Annotated in this window: 18 protein-coding genes; 14 read left to right on the top strand and 4 right to left on the bottom strand. The window is 72.7% G+C overall.

The features are described from left to right. Window position 1: 1 nt before the first annotated feature. Both N538_RS0121685 and N538_RS0121680 read right to left on the bottom strand, forming a co-directional pair. Window positions 2–1,450: a glycoside hydrolase family 6 protein gene (locus tag N538_RS0121685; protein ID WP_028639028.1), complete on the bottom strand. Its 1,449-nt coding sequence runs from the start codon at window positions 1,448–1,450 to the stop codon at window positions 2–4. A gap of 60 nt (window positions 1,451–1,510) precedes the next feature. After that, window positions 1,511–1,834, bottom strand: coding sequence for an alpha/beta fold hydrolase (locus N538_RS0121680; protein ID WP_028639027.1), 324 nt, complete (start codon window positions 1,832–1,834; stop codon window positions 1,511–1,513). 107 nt (window positions 1,835–1,941) lie between these two features. On the opposite strand from N538_RS0121680, the gene N538_RS29580 reads away from it, so the two are divergent. The 12 genes from N538_RS29580 to N538_RS0121620 all read left to right on the top strand — a co-directional run bounded on the left by N538_RS29580 (window position 1,942) and on the right by N538_RS0121620 (window position 10,945). Continuing rightward, on the top strand, window positions 1,942–2,070 hold the full coding sequence (locus N538_RS29580; RefSeq protein WP_269320368.1) for a hypothetical protein: 129 nt from the start codon (window positions 1,942–1,944) through the stop codon (window positions 2,068–2,070). Between the two features lie 821 nt (window positions 2,071–2,891). Continuing rightward, the gene (locus tag N538_RS0121670; RefSeq protein ID WP_028639026.1) at window positions 2,892–4,256 is read left to right on the top strand and encodes a radical SAM/SPASM domain-containing protein; all 1,365 of its coding nucleotides are present in this window, start codon (window positions 2,892–2,894) and stop codon (window positions 4,254–4,256) included. 2 nt (window positions 4,257–4,258) lie between these two features. Continuing rightward, window positions 4,259–5,371 (top strand): aldo/keto reductase, encoded by a 1,113-nt coding sequence (locus N538_RS0121665; protein ID WP_028639025.1) that lies wholly within the window; start codon window positions 4,259–4,261, stop codon window positions 5,369–5,371. Between the two features lie 58 nt (window positions 5,372–5,429). Further along, a complete protein-coding gene (locus N538_RS0121660) occupies window positions 5,430–5,855 on the top strand; it encodes a hypothetical protein (protein WP_028639024.1) in 426 nt (141 codons plus the stop codon). 86 nt (window positions 5,856–5,941) lie between these two features. Then, a complete protein-coding gene (locus N538_RS0121655; protein WP_028639023.1) occupies window positions 5,942–6,277 on the top strand; it encodes a hypothetical protein in 336 nt (111 codons plus the stop codon). A 164-nt stretch (window positions 6,278–6,441) separates the two neighbouring features. After that, window positions 6,442–7,686 carry a CpaF family protein gene (locus N538_RS0121650; protein ID WP_036571726.1) on the top strand — a complete coding sequence of 415 codons (1,245 nt, stop codon included), beginning with the start codon at window positions 6,442–6,444 and terminating at the stop codon, window positions 7,684–7,686. A gap of 1 nt (window position 7,687) precedes the next feature. Next, on the top strand, window positions 7,688–8,542 hold the full coding sequence (locus N538_RS0121645) for a type II secretion system F family protein (protein WP_028639021.1): 855 nt from the start codon (window positions 7,688–7,690) through the stop codon (window positions 8,540–8,542). Further along, window positions 8,539–9,465 carry a type II secretion system F family protein gene (locus tag N538_RS0121640; protein ID WP_028639020.1) on the top strand — a complete coding sequence of 309 codons (927 nt, stop codon included), beginning with the start codon at window positions 8,539–8,541 and terminating at the stop codon, window positions 9,463–9,465. Before N538_RS0121645 ends, N538_RS0121640 begins: the two co-directional genes overlap by 4 nt. 11 nt (window positions 9,466–9,476) lie before the next feature. Beyond that, complete coding sequence (locus tag N538_RS0121635; protein ID WP_028639019.1) at window positions 9,477–9,671, top strand: hypothetical protein; 195 nt, start codon at window positions 9,477–9,479, stop codon at window positions 9,669–9,671. Then, window positions 9,671–10,057 carry a TadE/TadG family type IV pilus assembly protein gene (locus tag N538_RS0121630; RefSeq protein ID WP_028639018.1) on the top strand — a complete coding sequence of 129 codons (387 nt, stop codon included), beginning with the start codon at window positions 9,671–9,673 and terminating at the stop codon, window positions 10,055–10,057. Before N538_RS0121635 ends, N538_RS0121630 begins: the two co-directional genes overlap by 1 nt. Continuing rightward, a complete protein-coding gene (locus N538_RS0121625) occupies window positions 10,054–10,503 on the top strand; it encodes a hypothetical protein (protein WP_028639017.1) in 450 nt (149 codons plus the stop codon). Before N538_RS0121630 ends, N538_RS0121625 begins: the two co-directional genes overlap by 4 nt. Then, window positions 10,490–10,945 carry a Tad domain-containing protein gene (locus tag N538_RS0121620; RefSeq protein ID WP_028639016.1) on the top strand — a complete coding sequence of 152 codons (456 nt, stop codon included), beginning with the start codon at window positions 10,490–10,492 and terminating at the stop codon, window positions 10,943–10,945. Before N538_RS0121625 ends, N538_RS0121620 begins: the two co-directional genes overlap by 14 nt. Before the next feature lies 1 nt (window position 10,946). On the opposite strand, the gene N538_RS0121615 is transcribed toward N538_RS0121620, so the two are convergent. Further along, a complete protein-coding gene (locus N538_RS0121615; RefSeq protein ID WP_028639015.1) occupies window positions 10,947–13,133 on the bottom strand; it encodes a hypothetical protein in 2,187 nt (728 codons plus the stop codon). 89 nt (window positions 13,134–13,222) lie between these two features. Here N538_RS0121615 and N538_RS27710 point away from each other — a divergent pair, with 89 nt between their 5' ends. After that, complete coding sequence (locus N538_RS27710; protein ID WP_197025427.1) at window positions 13,223–13,684, top strand: CAP domain-containing protein; 462 nt, start codon at window positions 13,223–13,225, stop codon at window positions 13,682–13,684. A gap of 17 nt (window positions 13,685–13,701) precedes the next feature. Here the strand turns inward: N538_RS27710 and N538_RS0121605 are convergent, their stop codons facing one another. After that, window positions 13,702–13,875 (bottom strand): hypothetical protein, encoded by a 174-nt coding sequence (locus tag N538_RS0121605; protein ID WP_155992378.1) that lies wholly within the window; start codon window positions 13,873–13,875, stop codon window positions 13,702–13,704. A 98-nt stretch (window positions 13,876–13,973) separates the two neighbouring features. Between N538_RS0121605 and N538_RS0121600 the strand changes: the two genes are divergently transcribed. Then, entirely contained in the window at window positions 13,974–15,884 is a 1,911-nt protein-coding gene (locus N538_RS0121600) for a PAS domain S-box protein (protein WP_155992376.1), read from the top strand. The last annotated feature ends 5 nt before the right edge of the window (window positions 15,885–15,889 follow it).

The raw sequence follows: 15,889 nt of genomic DNA, 5'->3' as shown, positions 1-15,889 counted from the left end.
GTCAGCTGAAGTACGGCGAGAACGTCCAGGTGTTCAGCAGCTTCGTCGCGAAGTCGGGGCTGAACTTGGTGCCGCCGGCGCCCTGGTCGGGCAGCCAGGGGCGGCTCACCCAGAGGTAGGCGTCGACGTACTGCGCGGCGGCCCTGGCCACGCCCGGCTTGAGGCCCCACGCGTCGTTGGCCACGTCGGTGGTCGGCGGGACGCCCAGGGCGGTGCAGGGGTTGCCCTGGTTCTTCTTCGTGCACGGGTCGATCTCGCCGGGCGGGGTGTAGGGCCCGTCGCCGCCGGGCGGGTTGATCTCCTTGCCGGCGAACGGCTGGCCGTTGTCGGAGGTGTCGATGACCGCGTGCTTGTTCGGCAGGCCCATCTTGGCGAGCGCCTGGGACACCCGCTGGGCGAACAGGATCTCGCGGTCCAGGTAGTTCTTGTGCGAGACGTCGAGGGAGAAGCCGCGCGCGTACTTCACGCCGGACAGCTTGAGGAACTTGGCGACCGGCGCCACCTTGCCCAGCGCCCAGTCCTCGGAGCCCATGTCGACGTACACGCTGACGTTCGGGCCCGCCTCCGACAGCGTCTTCGAGGTCCACGAGAGCATCCGCGCGGGCAGCAGCGCGGCCTTCCTGCCGAGCTTCGGGGCCAGCACCTGGAAGGCCTTCCACGCGAAGAACCCGTCCGGCTGCAGCACGACCGCAACCCGGTTGCTGCCGATCGCCTCGGCCATGCCGTTGACGAACTTCTTGTACGCCGCCTGCTCGGCCGCCGTGGGCAGCCGCTTGAGGATGCTGGCCTCGCCCTCCCAGGGGAACATCCGGAACAGCGTCAGGATCGTCAGCCGTTGCGGGTCGCCGGCCTGGGTGTCCTCGATGTACTCGCGGGTCTTCTGTTCCGCCTGCCCATCGGTGATCCAGCGCCCGAAGAACTTCGCCTTGTGGATCATCGCGATCGGCGCCAGCTTGTCCTGCTGGGCCTGGCCGAGCTGGTTCCAGCCGATCACTGCCGGGTCCTGGAGGCCGCGGTAGACACCCCACTCGCGGCCGGCGAGCGGGTTCGTCGGGTTCGCGGCCTGCACGGTCGTGACCGGCGCGACGTAGAGCTGCTGGTACGTCGAGGTCGTCGAGCTGTGGTTGACCAGCAGCGTCGAGCGGACGCCGACCTCGTAGGTGTGCCCGACGACCAGGCTCGGGTCGTCGATCACGAACGACGTCTTCACGAGAGCGGTGCCGACAGTGTCGCCGTCCAGCAGCACCTCGTAGGCCAGGCCGGCGGGGATGCCGGCCGTCGGTGCACCCCACGTCACCCTGATCGCCTTCTGGCCGCCCACGACGGTGGTCTGCACGTCCACCGGCGCCCCGAGCGACGGGCCGGCCGACTCCGCGGCCGGGGACAGCGCCACGGCCAGCCCGAGCGCGACGAGGACGGCGACGGCGGCGGCGAGCGCCCGACTCTTCATGGCTGGAAGGGTAAAGAGGTCTGGACCAGTTGGTGGGCGTTTCGCGGAAAGCCGTCGCGCTCACACCTCGCGACGGGACGGAGGAGTGCCCGCTGTCGCAGACGCGACGAGCTCGCGGATGGCCACCACGAGGAGGTCCGGCTGGTCCAGCGGGACAAGGGTGCGGCTGTCCTCGATCTCGACCACGGTCCCGTGCGGCAGCAGCTGGGCGAGCCGGTGCCCGTGGTCCAGCGGCATCACCCGGTCCTCGGTCCCCCAGACGACCAGCGCCGGTCCCTGGAACTCCCGGAGTCGCTCGGCGGCCGCCAGGAGGACGTCGCGGTCGGTGAACACCGAGCGGAGCAGCCGCCGGATGTCACGCCGGACGTCGCGATCGGTCAGCAACGGCTCGACCCAGCCGCGCCGCGAACGTCGCCCGCCACACCGCGACGCACGGGCCGCGGTTCGCGACGCTGTGCCGGCCGGCCCTGGTCAACGGCGCCGTCGGGATCGTGGCGCGCACGCCGGCCGGGGTGATCGCCGTCGCGGGCCTGACCGTCGCCGACGACCGGGTCGCCTCGATCGACATCATCCTGGACCCGGAGAAGCTCGCGGCCCTCTCGATCGCCCCCGACGTCTGAACCGCCGCGCGCCCACTTCGTCGTCGGATGACGTCCCGGCGGCCCGCTCGCTGTCCACAGCGGGGGGCCCGCCCACCGTCTCAGCGGGTCAGGTTCCCCGGTGACGTGGATCGTGAGGCAGACGGGCGGCGCGCACCCATCCCGGCGTACCGGCCTGCTACCTGGGCCAGGCCGGCGTGGCCGCCTGTCGCCCGCCACGGCGCTGATCGGGGTGCGCGTCGTGGCGGGCGTGCACTGCCGGCGGTCGCACTGGCCGACGTACTGCCCGGGCACTTCGTGCGCTTGGCGGGCGTTGCAATGCCCGCTAACCGACGGGATCCCCGGCTCACCGGGGATCCATCCCCGCCCTCAGCACGTGTGCACTTCCGGCGGTCTCGCTGCCCGGCGTACTGCCCGGGCACTTCGTGCGCTTGGCGGGCGTTGCAATGCCCCATAACCGACGGGATCCCCGGCTCACCGGGGATCCATCCCCGCCTCAGCTCATGTGCCCTCCCGGCGGTCGCGCCGGCCGGCGTACTGCCCGGGCACTTCGTGGTACTGCCCGGGCACTTCGTGCGCGTGGCGGGCGAGTCGACCATCGCGCAGTCGGTCGTCGTGCACGGCCCGCCCGCGGCGCCGGCGGTGTTGCGCATGGACCTGACCGCTGAGCACACCCCAACGGGCCAGCCCCAACGGGCCAGCCCGACCGGGCCAGCCCGACCGGGCCAGCCCGAACGGGCCATCCCCGGGTGGTTGGGCCGGCGCACCGTTGACACGCTCCATCCCCCTGACCCACGCTCAAAATCTGGGTCCGCGCTCGGCGCCCAGGAGCGATCTCGGGGATGACGATGACGCACACCGACAGCAGCTCAGCGGTTCTCACCCTCCCGATCGAGGTGCACGTCTTCGAGCACCTCGGCACGACGTACGCGTTCGATGCGCGGAACTTCACGATCCTGCGACCACGGCCGGTCCTGGCGCAGGTGCTGCGGCGGGCGGCAACCGCTCCGCTGGACGTCATCGAGTCCGAGCTCGCCGAGAGCTTCGACCCGCTCGACGTGCGGCAGGCCTACCTGGAGGCCATGGACCTGCTCGACAACGGCACGCTCTCGTCGACGCCGCCGGCACGCCCGCGGCGACCACCGTTCAGCCACCTCGTGGTGATGCTCGCCGGCGGCTGCAACATGGGGTGCACCTACTGCTTCGAGAAGGACGTGCCGATCTACCAGGAGAAGAACCTGATGACGCGCGAGCGCGCCGACGAGGTCCTCGACTGGTTCTTCCGGCACCAGGAGGGGGACAGCGCGCACATCCAGCTGTACGGTGGCGAGCCGATGCTCAACTGGCCGATCCTCCAGCACGTCGTCGAGCGGGCCGAGGCCTGGGCGACGGACAACGAGAAGACCCTGACCAAGTACCTCATCACGAACGGCACCCTCCTCGTCCGCGACCGGATCAGGTGGCTGCGCGACCACGCGGTGACCATCCAGGTCAGCGTCGACGGGGACGAGGGCACGCACGACGTCTTCCGCGTCTTCAAGAACGGCAAGGGCACGATCGACAACATCAAGGGCCACATCCGCGAGCTCGGCGAGGAGGGCGCCGACTTCAACCTCCGGGCGGTCGTCACCCGCCAGCGCAAGGACCCGGCGGCGATCGTCGAGGGCCTACGCTCCTACGGCGCCGACCAGGTGTCGTTCGAGGTGGTCGCGACCGACTCGCCGGCAGCGCGGTTCACCGAGGCGGACTGGGCGGAGTTCAACGCCGGTTACGACGAGTTCGTGCACAACCCCCAGGAGAGCTGGTCGCTCCTGCCGGACGACATGAAGTCGGTGATCATCAAGATCTGCAGCGGCCAGAAGGTCTTCTACGGTTGCGGCGCAGGGATCAGCGAGGTGACGGTGTCACCCGACGGCAGCATCTACGAGTGCCAGCGGATCTACCGCACGCCGTACTCCTCCATCTTCGAGGACACCTCGCCGACCGACCTGGGCAGCGCGCTGCTGACGATGGTCGACGACCGGCCGGTGTGCCGGGACTGCTGGGCGCGCTACCTCTGCGGCGGCGGATGCATGCACCAGTCGCACACGGAGGGCACGGAGGACCCGCTGCCGGAGTACTGCACGATGAAGCGGAACCTGGTCGAGGCCTCGGTGATCGCGATCGGAGACCTGCGGAGCCGTCTCATCGAGGCCGAAGGCCGGTAGCCGTGGCCGGGCTGGTCGCGGACCGCGATCTCGGGAGCACCGGCCTCCGCGTGTCCTGCCTGGGCCTGGGGAGCAGCCCCTTCCGGCACGGCGGGGCGCGGGACTGGGCGCCCTTGGTCGAGCGTGCTGCTGGTCTCGGGATCACGTACTACGACACGGCGCGTTCCTACGTGAACGGCGAGGACGTGATCGCCCACCTGCCGCCACGGGTGCGTGACCAGATGGTCGTGACCACCAAGACCGGGGCGCGCGGCGGGCAGCACGTGCTGCGCGATCTCCAGACCTCGCTGCGGACGCTCGACCGGGACCGCGTCGACGTGTGGATGACGCACATGGTCCGCACGGTCGAGGAGTACGAGATGTGCCGTGACCTCGGCGGGTTCGCCGACGTCGCGGCAGCGGCGAAGCAGGCCGGGATCGTCCGCGCCTCGGGCGCCTCCTTCCACGCCGACACCGAGCTCATCCTGCGCGCCATCGAGGAGGAGACCTTCGACGTGGTGATGTTCCCGCTCAACGTCATCGGCCGCGAGACCGTCATCGGCTCCTCCATCGACTCCTACACGACGCGCCTGCTGCCCGCGGCCCGCGCGCACGGGGTGGGTGTCGTGGTGATGAAGGTCCTCGCCGGCGGCGAGCTCCACCACGGTGCCACGAAGCTGGACTTCCTCGCCGACCCCGAGACCGGACGGGACGAGATCGGCGGGGCGGTGCGCTACGCCACGCTGGTGCCCGGCGTGACCACCGCGGTCGTCGGGATGGCGAGCACCGACGAGCTCGAGCGCAACGTCGCGGCCGCGACGAGCGGGCAGGAGACCGAGGAGACGGCCGTCGGCTGGCGACGTCGCGTCGCCGAGATGAGCACCAGTCCCTGCACCCGCTGCGGGGACTGCATCGGGGCGTGCCCGGAGGACATCGAGATCCCCCAGATCTTCCGCCTCCTCGAGCAGGCGGTCGACTACGGCATGCGGGGCACCGCCTCCTACAAGTACGCCGGGCTCGACGTCCTCGGCTCCGCGTGCACCGGGTGCGGACGGTGCGTCCGGGCCTGCCCGGAGGACTTCGACGTGGGCGCGGCGCTCCACGCCGCGCACCGCGAGCTCGCCCCGACGACCTGAGCGGCACGACCGACCCAGCACGACCGACCCAGCACGACCCGAGATGAGGAGGAGCGACGTGGCGAAGGAACGAGAAGAGGGCGGCTACCGCAAGGCCAGGGCCAGCGAGCTCCCGGCGGCGGAGCAGGAGCGGTTGCGCAACGTGCTCCGCCAGGAGCTGGCCGAGCAGATGGTGCGGGCGGTCCGAGCCGACCCGCCGGAGGTGGACCTGAGCCAGATCGACATCGTGCTCCGCCCGGGGCAGGAGGTGGGTGACTGGGACGCCGTCGCCGAGTGCAGCACCTGCAGCACCTGCGGCACGTGCAGCACCTGCAGCACCTGTGGCACGGCGTCCGCGGCGGTCGACATCCCGCTCGGGGTCGCCCGCGACCTGGGCCTCGAGGCGAGCCAGCCGCAGGTCGACGTACGCAACCTGCAGCAGGGCCTGGAGCGGGTCACCCAGCAGCTGTCGTCGGTGTCGCGGAAGCTGGAGGAGAGAGGCTGAGCGAAGACCGGCGTCACGTTCGGGCCGACCGCCTGCCGGCCCGCGAACAGCGGCGCCTGCAGAACACGCTGCGGCACGAGCTCAGCGTGGCGATGGTGGAGGCCGTTCGGGCCGACCCGCTGGACATCGACCTGTCCGAGGTGGAGATCGTGCTCCGCCCCGGCCAGGACGTGGCGGACTGGACGGTCGCGGCCGACTGCGGCACCTGCGGGACGTGCGGCACCTGCGGGACCGGCGGCGGCTGCGCGACGTGTGCGACCTGCGCGACCTGCAACACGTGCGCGACCTGCTCGGGCGTGCTCGCCCAGGCCCCGGGCCAGGACCGGCCGCCGGAGGTCGTGCTGGCCGCGCTGCGGGTCCAGGTGGAGGCGGCCGCGGCGGCGATGGCGGAGGTCGAGCGGCTGCGGGAGGCCGACGGGTAGCGCCGGCAGCCGTACCAGGTCGGACCGGCTCGTCGACACCTGCGCGCACGGCGCGGATGACGTCCCGCCGGCCCGCTCGTTGTCCACAGCGGGTGACTGCCCGGTTTCGGTTGGGCGTCGCTCGGACAGACTGACGAGCACTGGTTCCGTCTCGGGGGATCCGCATGTCGTTGACGCAACACGATCAGCTGGTCGAGCAGCTCGACCAGCACGTCCGCGAGCTGGTGCGCCGCGAGGCCGTCGACCCCCAGCGCGACTCCGCCGTCGTACGACGGATCGCGGAGGGCGTCGTACGCGCCCACGACGACCGCAGCCTCACCGGCCAGGTCGCCCCGGTGCCCGACGTCGACTCGATGGTCGGCGAGCTGGTCGCGCGGGTCTCCGGCTTCGGCCCGCTGCAGCCGTTCCTCGACGACCCGGCGGTCGAGGAGGTCTGGATCAACGACCCGAGCCGGGTGTTCATCGCCCGCAACGGCCGGCACGAGCTGACGAACCTGGTGCTGACGACCGCGCAGGTGCAGGAGCTGGTCGAGCGGATGCTGAAGTCCAGCGGCCGGCGCATCGACCTGAGCCGGCCGTTCGTGGACGCGATGCTGCCCGAGGGCCACCGGCTGCACGTCGTGCTCGAGGGCATCAGCCGCGGCTTCTCAGCGGTGAACATCCGCAAGTTCGTGCTCCGCGCGGCGCGGCTGCGCGACCTGGTCGAGCTGGGCTCGATGTCCGCGCAGGCGGCGGCGTTCCTGGAGGCCTCGGTCCGCGCCGGCCTCAACATCCTGGTCGCCGGAGGCACCCAGGCCGGCAAGACCACCGCCCTCAACTGCCTGGCTGCGGCGATCCCGGGCGGCGAGCGGGTCGTCTCCGCTGAGGAGGTCTTCGAGCTCCGCTTCCCGCACCCGGACTGGGTCGCGCTGCAGACCCGGCAGTCCGGGCTCGAGGGCACCGGTGAGATCCGCCTGCGCGAGCTGGTCAAGGAGAGCCTGCGGATGCGGCCCAGCCGGATCATCGTCGGGGAGGTCCGCGCCGAGGAGTGCCTCGACCTGCTGCTCGCGCTGAACGCCGGCCTGCCCGGCATGTGCACCATCCACGCGAACTCCGCCCGCGAGGCGCTGGTCAAGATGTGCACCCTCCCGCTGCTGGCCGGCGAGAACATCTCGGCGCGCTTCGTCGTACCCACGGTCGCGGCCAGCGTCGACCTGGTGGTCCACCTGGGCATCGACGAGCACGGGGTACGCCGGGTCAACGAGGTGATCGGGGTGCCCGGCAGGGTCGAGAACGACGTGATCGAGACCGAGACGGTCTTCGAGCGTCGCGGCGGCGAGCTGCGCTGCACGGGTGGCCGTCCGCCGCACCCGGAGCGGTACGACCGCATCGGGATCGACGTCCACCGGATCCTGGTCGGGGAGCACTGAGGTGGGCGCGCTCGTCGGACTCGGCGTCGGCATCGGGCTGATGCTCGTCTGGAGCGCGTTCTTCCTGCCCCGCTCGTCCCCCGGGGCGTCGCGTACGTCGGGACGCGCGGCGGAGCTGCTCGCGCGGGCCGGGCTCGGGCAGGTCTCGGTGACCGGGTTCGTCGCCCTCTGCCTGGTCTGCGGGATCGCGACCACGCTGGTGCTGCAGGTCGTCTCGGGGACGCCGCCGGTCGCGGTCGCCTTCGGGCTGATGGGCGCGTGGCTGCCGGTCGCGGTCGTCTCCGGCCGGGCCCGGCGCCGCCAGCGCGAGCTCGCCGAGGTGTGGCCGGAGGCGGTCGACAACCTGGTGTCCGCGGTGCGCGCCGGGATGTCGCTGCCCGACGCGCTGTCCGCGCTCGGCTCTCGTGGGCCGGAGCCGTTGCGGGAGGCGTTCGACGAGTTCGCGCTCGACTACCAGGTGACCGGCCGGTTCGGGGAGTGCCTGGACCGGCTCAAGGCCCGGCTCGCCGATCCGGTCGGCGATCGCGTGGTGGAAGGGCTGCGGGTCGCGCGCGAGGTCGGCGGCGGCGAGCTCGGACGGCTGCTGCGCAACCTCTCGGCGTACCTGCGCGACGACGCCCGGACCCGGTCGGAGCTCGAGGCCCGCCAGGCCTGGACGGTGAACGGCGCCCGCCTCGCGGTCGCCTCGCCGTGGCTGGTGCTGCTGTTCATGTCGTTCCAGTCCGAGGTCATCCACCGGTACGCCTCGCCCGCGGGCGTCGCCGTCCTCACGGTCGGCGCGGTTGCGTGCGTGGTTGCGTACCGGCTGATGATGCGGATCGGGCGGCTGCCCGTCGAGCGCCGGATCCTGTCGTGACTCCGGCGTGGTGGGGTGCCGTGCTCGGCGCGATGTTCGCTGGCGGGGTGCTCCTCGTGGTCGCGCGGGTGCGCGTGATCCGGCGGCCGCAGCTCGCCGTCCGCGTGCTGCCCTACGTCCGCGACCTGCCGCAGGTCGGGCGGACCCCGCTGCTGCCGCCGACCTCCGCCACCGCGGGCGTGTTCGGGCCGCTGCTGCGCTCGGCCGCCGACGCCGTCGAGCGGATCCTGGGTGGTGCGGCGTCGGTACGCCGCCGGCTCGAGCGTGCCGACATCGACAAGAGCGTGCACGAGTTCCGGGTCGAGCAGGTGCTCTGGGGCGTGGCGGCGTTCGCGGTCGCCGCCGCGGTCGGTGTGCTCCGGATGCTCACGGAGCCGGGATCGGGACCGACCTGGCTCGTGGTCTGTGCGATCGCCTTCGTCTCGGGCGTGCTCGCGCGGGACACCCACCTGACCAGCCAGGTGCGGAACCGCGAGCGCCGCATCCTCGCGGAGTTCCCGGCTGTCGCCGAGCTGCTCGCGCTCAGCGTGGCGGCGGGGGAGAGCCCGGTGGCGGCGCTCGACCGCGTCGTACGCCGGAGCGGCGGCGAGCTGTCCACGGACCTGGCCCGCGTGCTCGCCGCGGTCCGCACCGGCGAGCCGGTGGGGTCCGCGTTCGACCGGATGGCCGCGGTGACCGGACTGCCTCTCGTGGCGCGGTTCGCCCAGGGCATCGCGGTGGCCGTCGAACGCGGCACCCCGCTGGCCGACGTGCTGCACGCCCAGGCCGCCGACGTCCGGGAGGCCGGGCGGCGCGAGCTGATCGAGACCGCGGCGCGGAAGGAGGTGTTCATGATGGTGCCGGTCGTGTTCCTCGTCCTGCCCGTGACCGTCCTGTTCGCCTTCTGGCCCGGCGTCATCGGTCTGCACCTGACGACTCCTTGAGGAGGAGAGCAATGGAACACATCTCGATGACGCTCACGAGGATCTACCTCGCCCTGACCGCACGCCGGGTGCGTGACGAGCGCGGCGACGTACCCGGGTGGGTGATGATCACGGTGATGACCGCCGGGCTGGTCGTCGCCATCACCGCCGTCGCGAAGCCGCAGCTCCAGTCGATGCTGAACAACGCACTGGCCCAGGTGAAGTAGTGACCCGGCCGCGCGGGGAGCGTGGCTCCGCCGTCGTGGACTTCGTGCTGGTCCTCGTCGTGCTGGTGCCGGTCTTCCTGGGCGTCCTCCAGGTCGCGCTGGTGCTCCTGGTGCGCAACACCCTGGCGTCGGCGGCGTCCGAGGGGGCGCGGTACGCCGCGACCCTGGACCGCGGGCCGGCCGACGGCGCGTCGCGCACCCGCCGGCAGATCGACGGCGCGATCTCGGGCCGGTTCGCCCAGGACGTGTCGGCGCGGCCGGCCACGGTCGAGGGGGCGCCCGGCGTCGAGGTCGTCGTGCACGCGACCGTGCCCGCGCTCGGCATCGGTGGCCCGGGCATCTCGTTCACCGTCACCGGGCACGCCGTGGAGGAGCAGCGGCCGTGAGGGAGCGCGGTGAGCAGGGGAGCGCGCTGGTCGAGCTGTCGTGGCTCGGCATCCTGCTGCTCGTCCCCCTGCTCTGGATCGTGGTGTCGGTGTTCGACGTGCAGCGTGGGGCCTTCGGCGTCAGCGGCGCCGCCCGCGCGGCCGGCCGCGCCTACGCGCTCGCCCCGACCGACCCCGAGGGTCGCGCCCGCGCCAACGCCGCCGCCCGCCAGGCGCTCGAGGACCAGGGCGTCCGCGGCGTCCCCGTCTCCGTGACGATCACCTGCACGCCGTACCCCCACGACTGCCACAGCGGTACGTCGGTGATCACCGTCCGGGTCGCGTCGCGGGTCGACCTGCCGCTGCTGCCCAGCTTCCTCGGCGGGCACGCGCCGAGCTTCGCGCTGGACGCGACGCACACGGTGCCGATCGGCCAGTTCCAGGAGATCGACCGTGCGGCGCCGTGACCGCGGGCACGGTGAGGACGGCCAGGCGACGGTCCTGATCGTCGGCCTCGCGTTCGTGCTGGCGATGGCCGTCGCGCTCGTCGTCGATGCGTCGGCGGCGTACCTCCAGCGCCAGGGGCTCGACACCGTCGCCGACGGCGCCGCCCTCCGCGGCGCGGACCTCGGCGCCACCGGCCGCGAGGTCTACACGAGCGGCGTGCCGCGCGACCGGCTCGACGTCACCGCGGCCGCGGTGCGCTCGTCGGTGCACGACTACCTCGCGTCCTCGGGTGCGTACGCGAAGTACCCCGGCCTCTCGTTCACCGTCGACGTCGACCCCGCGACCTCCACGGTCACCGTGCACGTCGCCGCGCCCCTCGACCTCCCGCTCACCGTCCCCGGGTCACCCGGTACGGCGAGCATCGGCGCCACCGGCTCCGCCATCGTGGTCCCCCAACGTTGAGTCAGTCCTCGGTGCGGCCGACGTAGCCCATGATGTTCCAGGAGCTGCCGCCGATGTTGACGCCGTACTGGATGGTGCTGAAGTCGAGGCCGGCGCGGGTCCTGACCACCGAGCTGATCTCGTCGGCGCGGCCGCCGGTCGGGTCGGGGAGGACCGCACCGGTGCTGGAGTCGAGGAACTTGTTGCGGGGCCAACCCACCCACAGCTGGTCGCCGACGGCGGAGAGCCGCAGCAGCACCCGGTTCGACTCGAACGACGCGGGCTGGAACTCCTCGCTCTTGCCGGAGCGGGCGAACAGCTTGGTCAGGCCGGGGCTCGCGAAGTCCAGGCCCTGGAAGACCTGGTGGAACAGGCCGCTGGCGAAGATCGTGTGGCCCTGGACGGCGGCGTCGTACACCGGGCCGTCGATCTTCGGGTCGAAGTAGGTGCGCCGGAGGCCGTCCCTGGCTCGGAAGCGGACCATCGCGGCGTCCCGCGGGAAGCCCTCGGGCGTCGAGCGCTTGAAGCTGCCGACCGCGAGCAGGTCGCCGTCCACGGTGGTCAGGTAGGAGATGTAGCCGCGCAGCGGCACCAGGAACGAGCGGTCCTTCCTGCCGTTCGGCGCGTACACCGTGATCCGGTTGCGCGGGAACTTCACGTCGTTGCTGAGCCGCTGGGCCACGACCAGCTCGTCGCCGAGCGTCGTGATGCCGGTCAGGTTCCTGACCCGGGCGTGCGTGCGGGCGGCGTCGACGGCGCCGGTGTCCGGGTCGTAGGCCCGGATCGTGTCCCAGCCCGCCGAGAAGTACGGCGGGTGCTGCGCACGCGGGTAGTAGCCGTAGAAGTGCGTCGGCGCGGCGTAGATCGCGTTCGGCGCCGCGACGAGGTCGCCCCCGTAGGTCTCCTTCGTCACGCGGAAGCCGGGCACGGGCTCGAGCGTGGTCGCGTCCAGCGCGGCGATCGACTTCGTGTGCGCAGGGTCCTGGAGGTAGAAGTGCCCGCCGACGTACGCCGCGTCCCCGCTGACGTCGACCGCGTTGACCTGATGGTCGAACGACGGGACGTCGACGCCGGCCGCCGCGCCGGTGGCCGGGTCGAGCACGGCCAGGTCGCCGGCCGGCTCGCCGCCCGCGTGGTCGAAGGCGCCACCGACCCACAGGTGGTCGCCGGCCAGCGCGAGGTCGAAGACGCCCCCGGGCGCGCCGAACGTCGCGGTGCCGCCGGTGACCTCCGGGTCGAAGCCCGGATCCGCGGCGCCGGTCGCCGGGTCCAGCGCCACCAGCCGGCCCGGCCGCCCGTCGACGGCGTCGGCGTCGGTGCCGGCGTACAGCGTGTCGCCGGTGTAGAGCAGCGTGTGCACGTGCCCGCCGGAGGCGCCCGCGATCGACACGTCGAAGCCCAGGTCCTTCGCGCCGGTGACCGGGTCGGCCGCGACCAGCCGGGTGGTGCCGACGTAGAGCCGGCCGCCGCCGAGCGCCAGCGCGGTCACGTCGCCCTCGACGGGCGAGGTGAAGCCGGCGACCGCGGCCCCGGTGACCGGGTCGACGGCGGCGACGTGGTCGGTGCCGACGTACACGCGACCGGTGCCGGTCGCGAGCTCGGTGACCCGCTCGGTCTGGTCGGCCCGGAACGGCAGGGTCGAGCCGTCGGTCGCCGACACCGCGCCGACGTTCTGCCGGGTCGACTCGCCGACGTGGCTGAACTGGCCGCCCACGTAGAGCGTGTCGCCGTCGAGCGCCAGCGCGCTGACGAGGCCGTCGGTGGTCGCGTCGAACTCCGGGTCCAGGGTCCCGTCGGCGCGCACGTGCGCCAGCCCGCCGTCACCGGGGCCGTAGACGTCCATGCCGAAGTCGCCGCCGACGTACCAGCCGCCGTCGCCGTCCGGGACCGTGACCGACACCTGGCCGTCCGGGAGCGCCGGCGCCGGGCGGTCCGCCCCGGTGCCCGTGTCCAGGATCCGGCCCGGTCCCGAGTAGCGGCCGATCCTGTCGAAGCTGCCCCGCACGTAGACGCGGTCCCCGCTCAGCACGACCTGCTCGACCGGGCCGTTCGCGACGACCGCGGTGTCCGGCAGGTCCGCGAACGACGGCGTGTCCACCGGCGCGCTCGCCGAGGCGTGCTCGGCCGGCCGGAGCGCGTTCGCACCGGAGACGCTCAGCGCGAGCGCGAGCACGGCGGGTACGACGGCGATGGAGCGTCGGGGGGACATGGACCCGACCGTAGGCAAGACAAAATCCGGGCGCGGCCCTTACCGTGGAACTCGACCGGACGGTCTAGCCCATGTTCTCGGAGGGGAAGATGACCACCACTCGGCGCTCCGGCGTCGTCGCCCTGCTCGCCGGCATCACCGTGGCTGCGGGTCTCTGCCTCGCGCCCGCGCAGGCCACCACCAGCGGCCAGTACCAGCGCGGCATCTTCTCGGCCACCAACCACCAGCGGGCGGTCCACGACCGGTCGGCGTTCCGGCACCAGGCGTGCGTGCAGCGCTTCGCCGAGCGCCAGGCCCGCCGGATGGCGGACCAGGAGCGGATGTTCCACCAGGACCTCGGCCGGGTGCTGTCCCGCTGCCACCTGCACAAGGCGGGGGAGAACGTCGCCTACGGCTTCGACCTCGGCGTGGCCGTGGTCAACCTCGGCTGGATGCACTCACCCGACCACCGCGCGAACATCCTGGACCCGGACTTCCGGCTCCTCGGGGCCGGGGCGCGGCGGGGCGACAACGGCGTCTGGTACGCCGCGCAGGTCTTCGGCCGGCGCTGAGCCGGTCAGCCCCCCGGTCAGCGCGGGATCGGGTCCGAGTACGGCGCCTGCTGCGGGCCGACCTCGCTCGCGTGCGCCAGCTCGGCGACCGAGTACAGCGTCGCGGCGACCATCGCCACGCACGCCACCGCACCCGCGATGCGGGCGCGGTGCCTCCGCAGCGCGGAGGTGGTGTGGACCTCGATGATCATGAGCACGACGTTCTCAGGTATTCGGACGTTCCGTGGCGGAACGTTGCCTCACCTTTCTGCGGTGCAAGATTCTGCAGAAAGTGGGTACGGTCACCCTCGTGTCCGGGGGAGAGGGAGCTCGGGAGCACGCGCTCCCGACGATCGCGATCGTCGATGACGCCGCCGAGGTGCGGTCGCTGGTGCGTACCCGCCTCCGCCTCTCCCGCAAGCTGACCGTGGTCGGGGAGGCCGCCAACGGCGCCGAGGCCGTGGAGCTCGCTCGCGAGCACCGGCCCGACCTGATGCTCCTCGACGTCTCGATGCCCGTGATGGACGGCCTCGAGGCGCTGCCCCGCGTGCTCGGCGTCTCGCCCGGCACCCGCGTCGTCATGTACAGCGGCTTCCAGGAGCAGGGCCTCGCCCACCGGGCGCTCGAGCTCGGGGCGTCGGTGTTCCTCGAGAAGTCCAGCTCGCTGGACACCCTCGCCGACGAGCTGGTCGCGGTGCTGAACGCGCCCGCCGAGCCGCTGGGACCCGTCCTCGAGCAGGAGGAGCTCGACGAGGACGCCGAGGCGGCCGTGCTCCGCGAGCACCTCGAGCGGTTCCGCGAGGTCTTCGAGGACGCCGCGATCGGCATGGCGACGGTGACGCTCGCCGGCCAGATCGTGCGCGCCAACGGCGCCCTGGCCGAGCTGCTCCGCCGACCGGTCGACGCGCTGGTCGGCACGCCGTACGCCGAGGTCGCCGGCGCCGCCGCGGGCCGGCTGGCGGTCGTGCTGCAGGAGATCCTGGACGGCACCAGCCGGGTGGTGCAGGTCGAGCACGACGTGGCCGTCCCCGAGGGCCGGCGCCAGGTCGTCGCGACGCTCGCGCCGGTGCTCGACAGCGCGGGCCGGCCGCTCTACCTGTTCCTCCAGGTCCAGGACGTGACCGCGCAGCGTGCGGCGGAGGAGCAGCTGCGGCAGAGCGAGGTCCGGTTCCGGCTCCTGGTCGAGAACGTCCAGGACTACGCGATCTTCATGCTCTCGCCCGAGGGGCGCGTCGAGAGCTGGAACGCCGGGGCCCAGCGGATCAAGGGCTACGTCGACGACGAGATCATCGGCCGCCACTTCCGCACCTTCTACCCGGCGGAGGTCGCCGCGTCCGGGCACCCCGAGCGCGAGCTCGAGATCGCCCTGCGCGACGGCCACTACGAGGAGGAGGGCTGGCGGGTCCGCAAGGACGGCACCCAGTTCTGGGCGAACGTGCTGATCACCGCCGTGCACGACCAGGACGGCCGCCACGTCGGCTTCGCGAAGGTCACCCGCGACAACACCGAGCGCCGCGAGATGCTCGCCCAGCTGCAGCGGGCGGCCGAGGACCAGGCGCACTTCCTCGCGGTCACCGCCCACGAGCTGCGGACCCCGGTCGGCGTGCTCGCCGGCACCGCGGAGACGCTGCGGGCACACTGGTCGGACCTCGACGACGTCGAGCGCGACGAGCTGCTCGACGGCATGGCCAGCAGCGCGACCCGGCTGCGCCGGCTGCTCACCGACCTGCTGACCGCCTCGCGGCTCCAGTCCAGCGCGCTGGACCTGGCCATGGACCGGGTGGACGTGCTCGGCGTCGCCGAGACGGCAGTCGCGACCGCCCAGCGCATCCACCCCGACAAGGAGCTCGTGGTGACCGGCGAGGCCGGCCTGGTCATCGATGGCGACGCCGACCGGCTCGCCCAGGTGCTGGACAACCTGGTCTCCAACGCCCTGCGCCACGGCACCCCGCCGGTCACGGTCGCGGTGCGCCGGGCCGGTGACTCCGTCGAGGTCGAGGTGGGCGACGCCGGCAGCGGCGTACCGGAGGAGATGCGGGAGCGGCTGTTCGACCGCTTCGCCACCGGCGCCTCCCGCGGCGGCACCGGTCTGGGACTCTTCATCGTGCGCCAGCTGGCCCGCTCCCACGGCGGCGACGCGTGGTACCGCCCGCCCGTGGAGGGTGCCGCTGGAAGCGGTCGGTTCGTGGTGTCGCTGCCGCTCGCGGCCGAGAACGAATAGGCTTC

The sequence above is a fragment of the Nocardioides sp. URHA0032 genome (assembly GCF_000620645.1).
In the GTDB taxonomy this organism is placed as follows: Bacteria; Actinomycetota; Actinomycetes; order Propionibacteriales; family Nocardioidaceae; genus Nocardioides.
The sequence above is the reverse complement of the archived record's forward strand: the minus strand, read 5'-3'. Positions and strand labels throughout refer to the sequence as shown.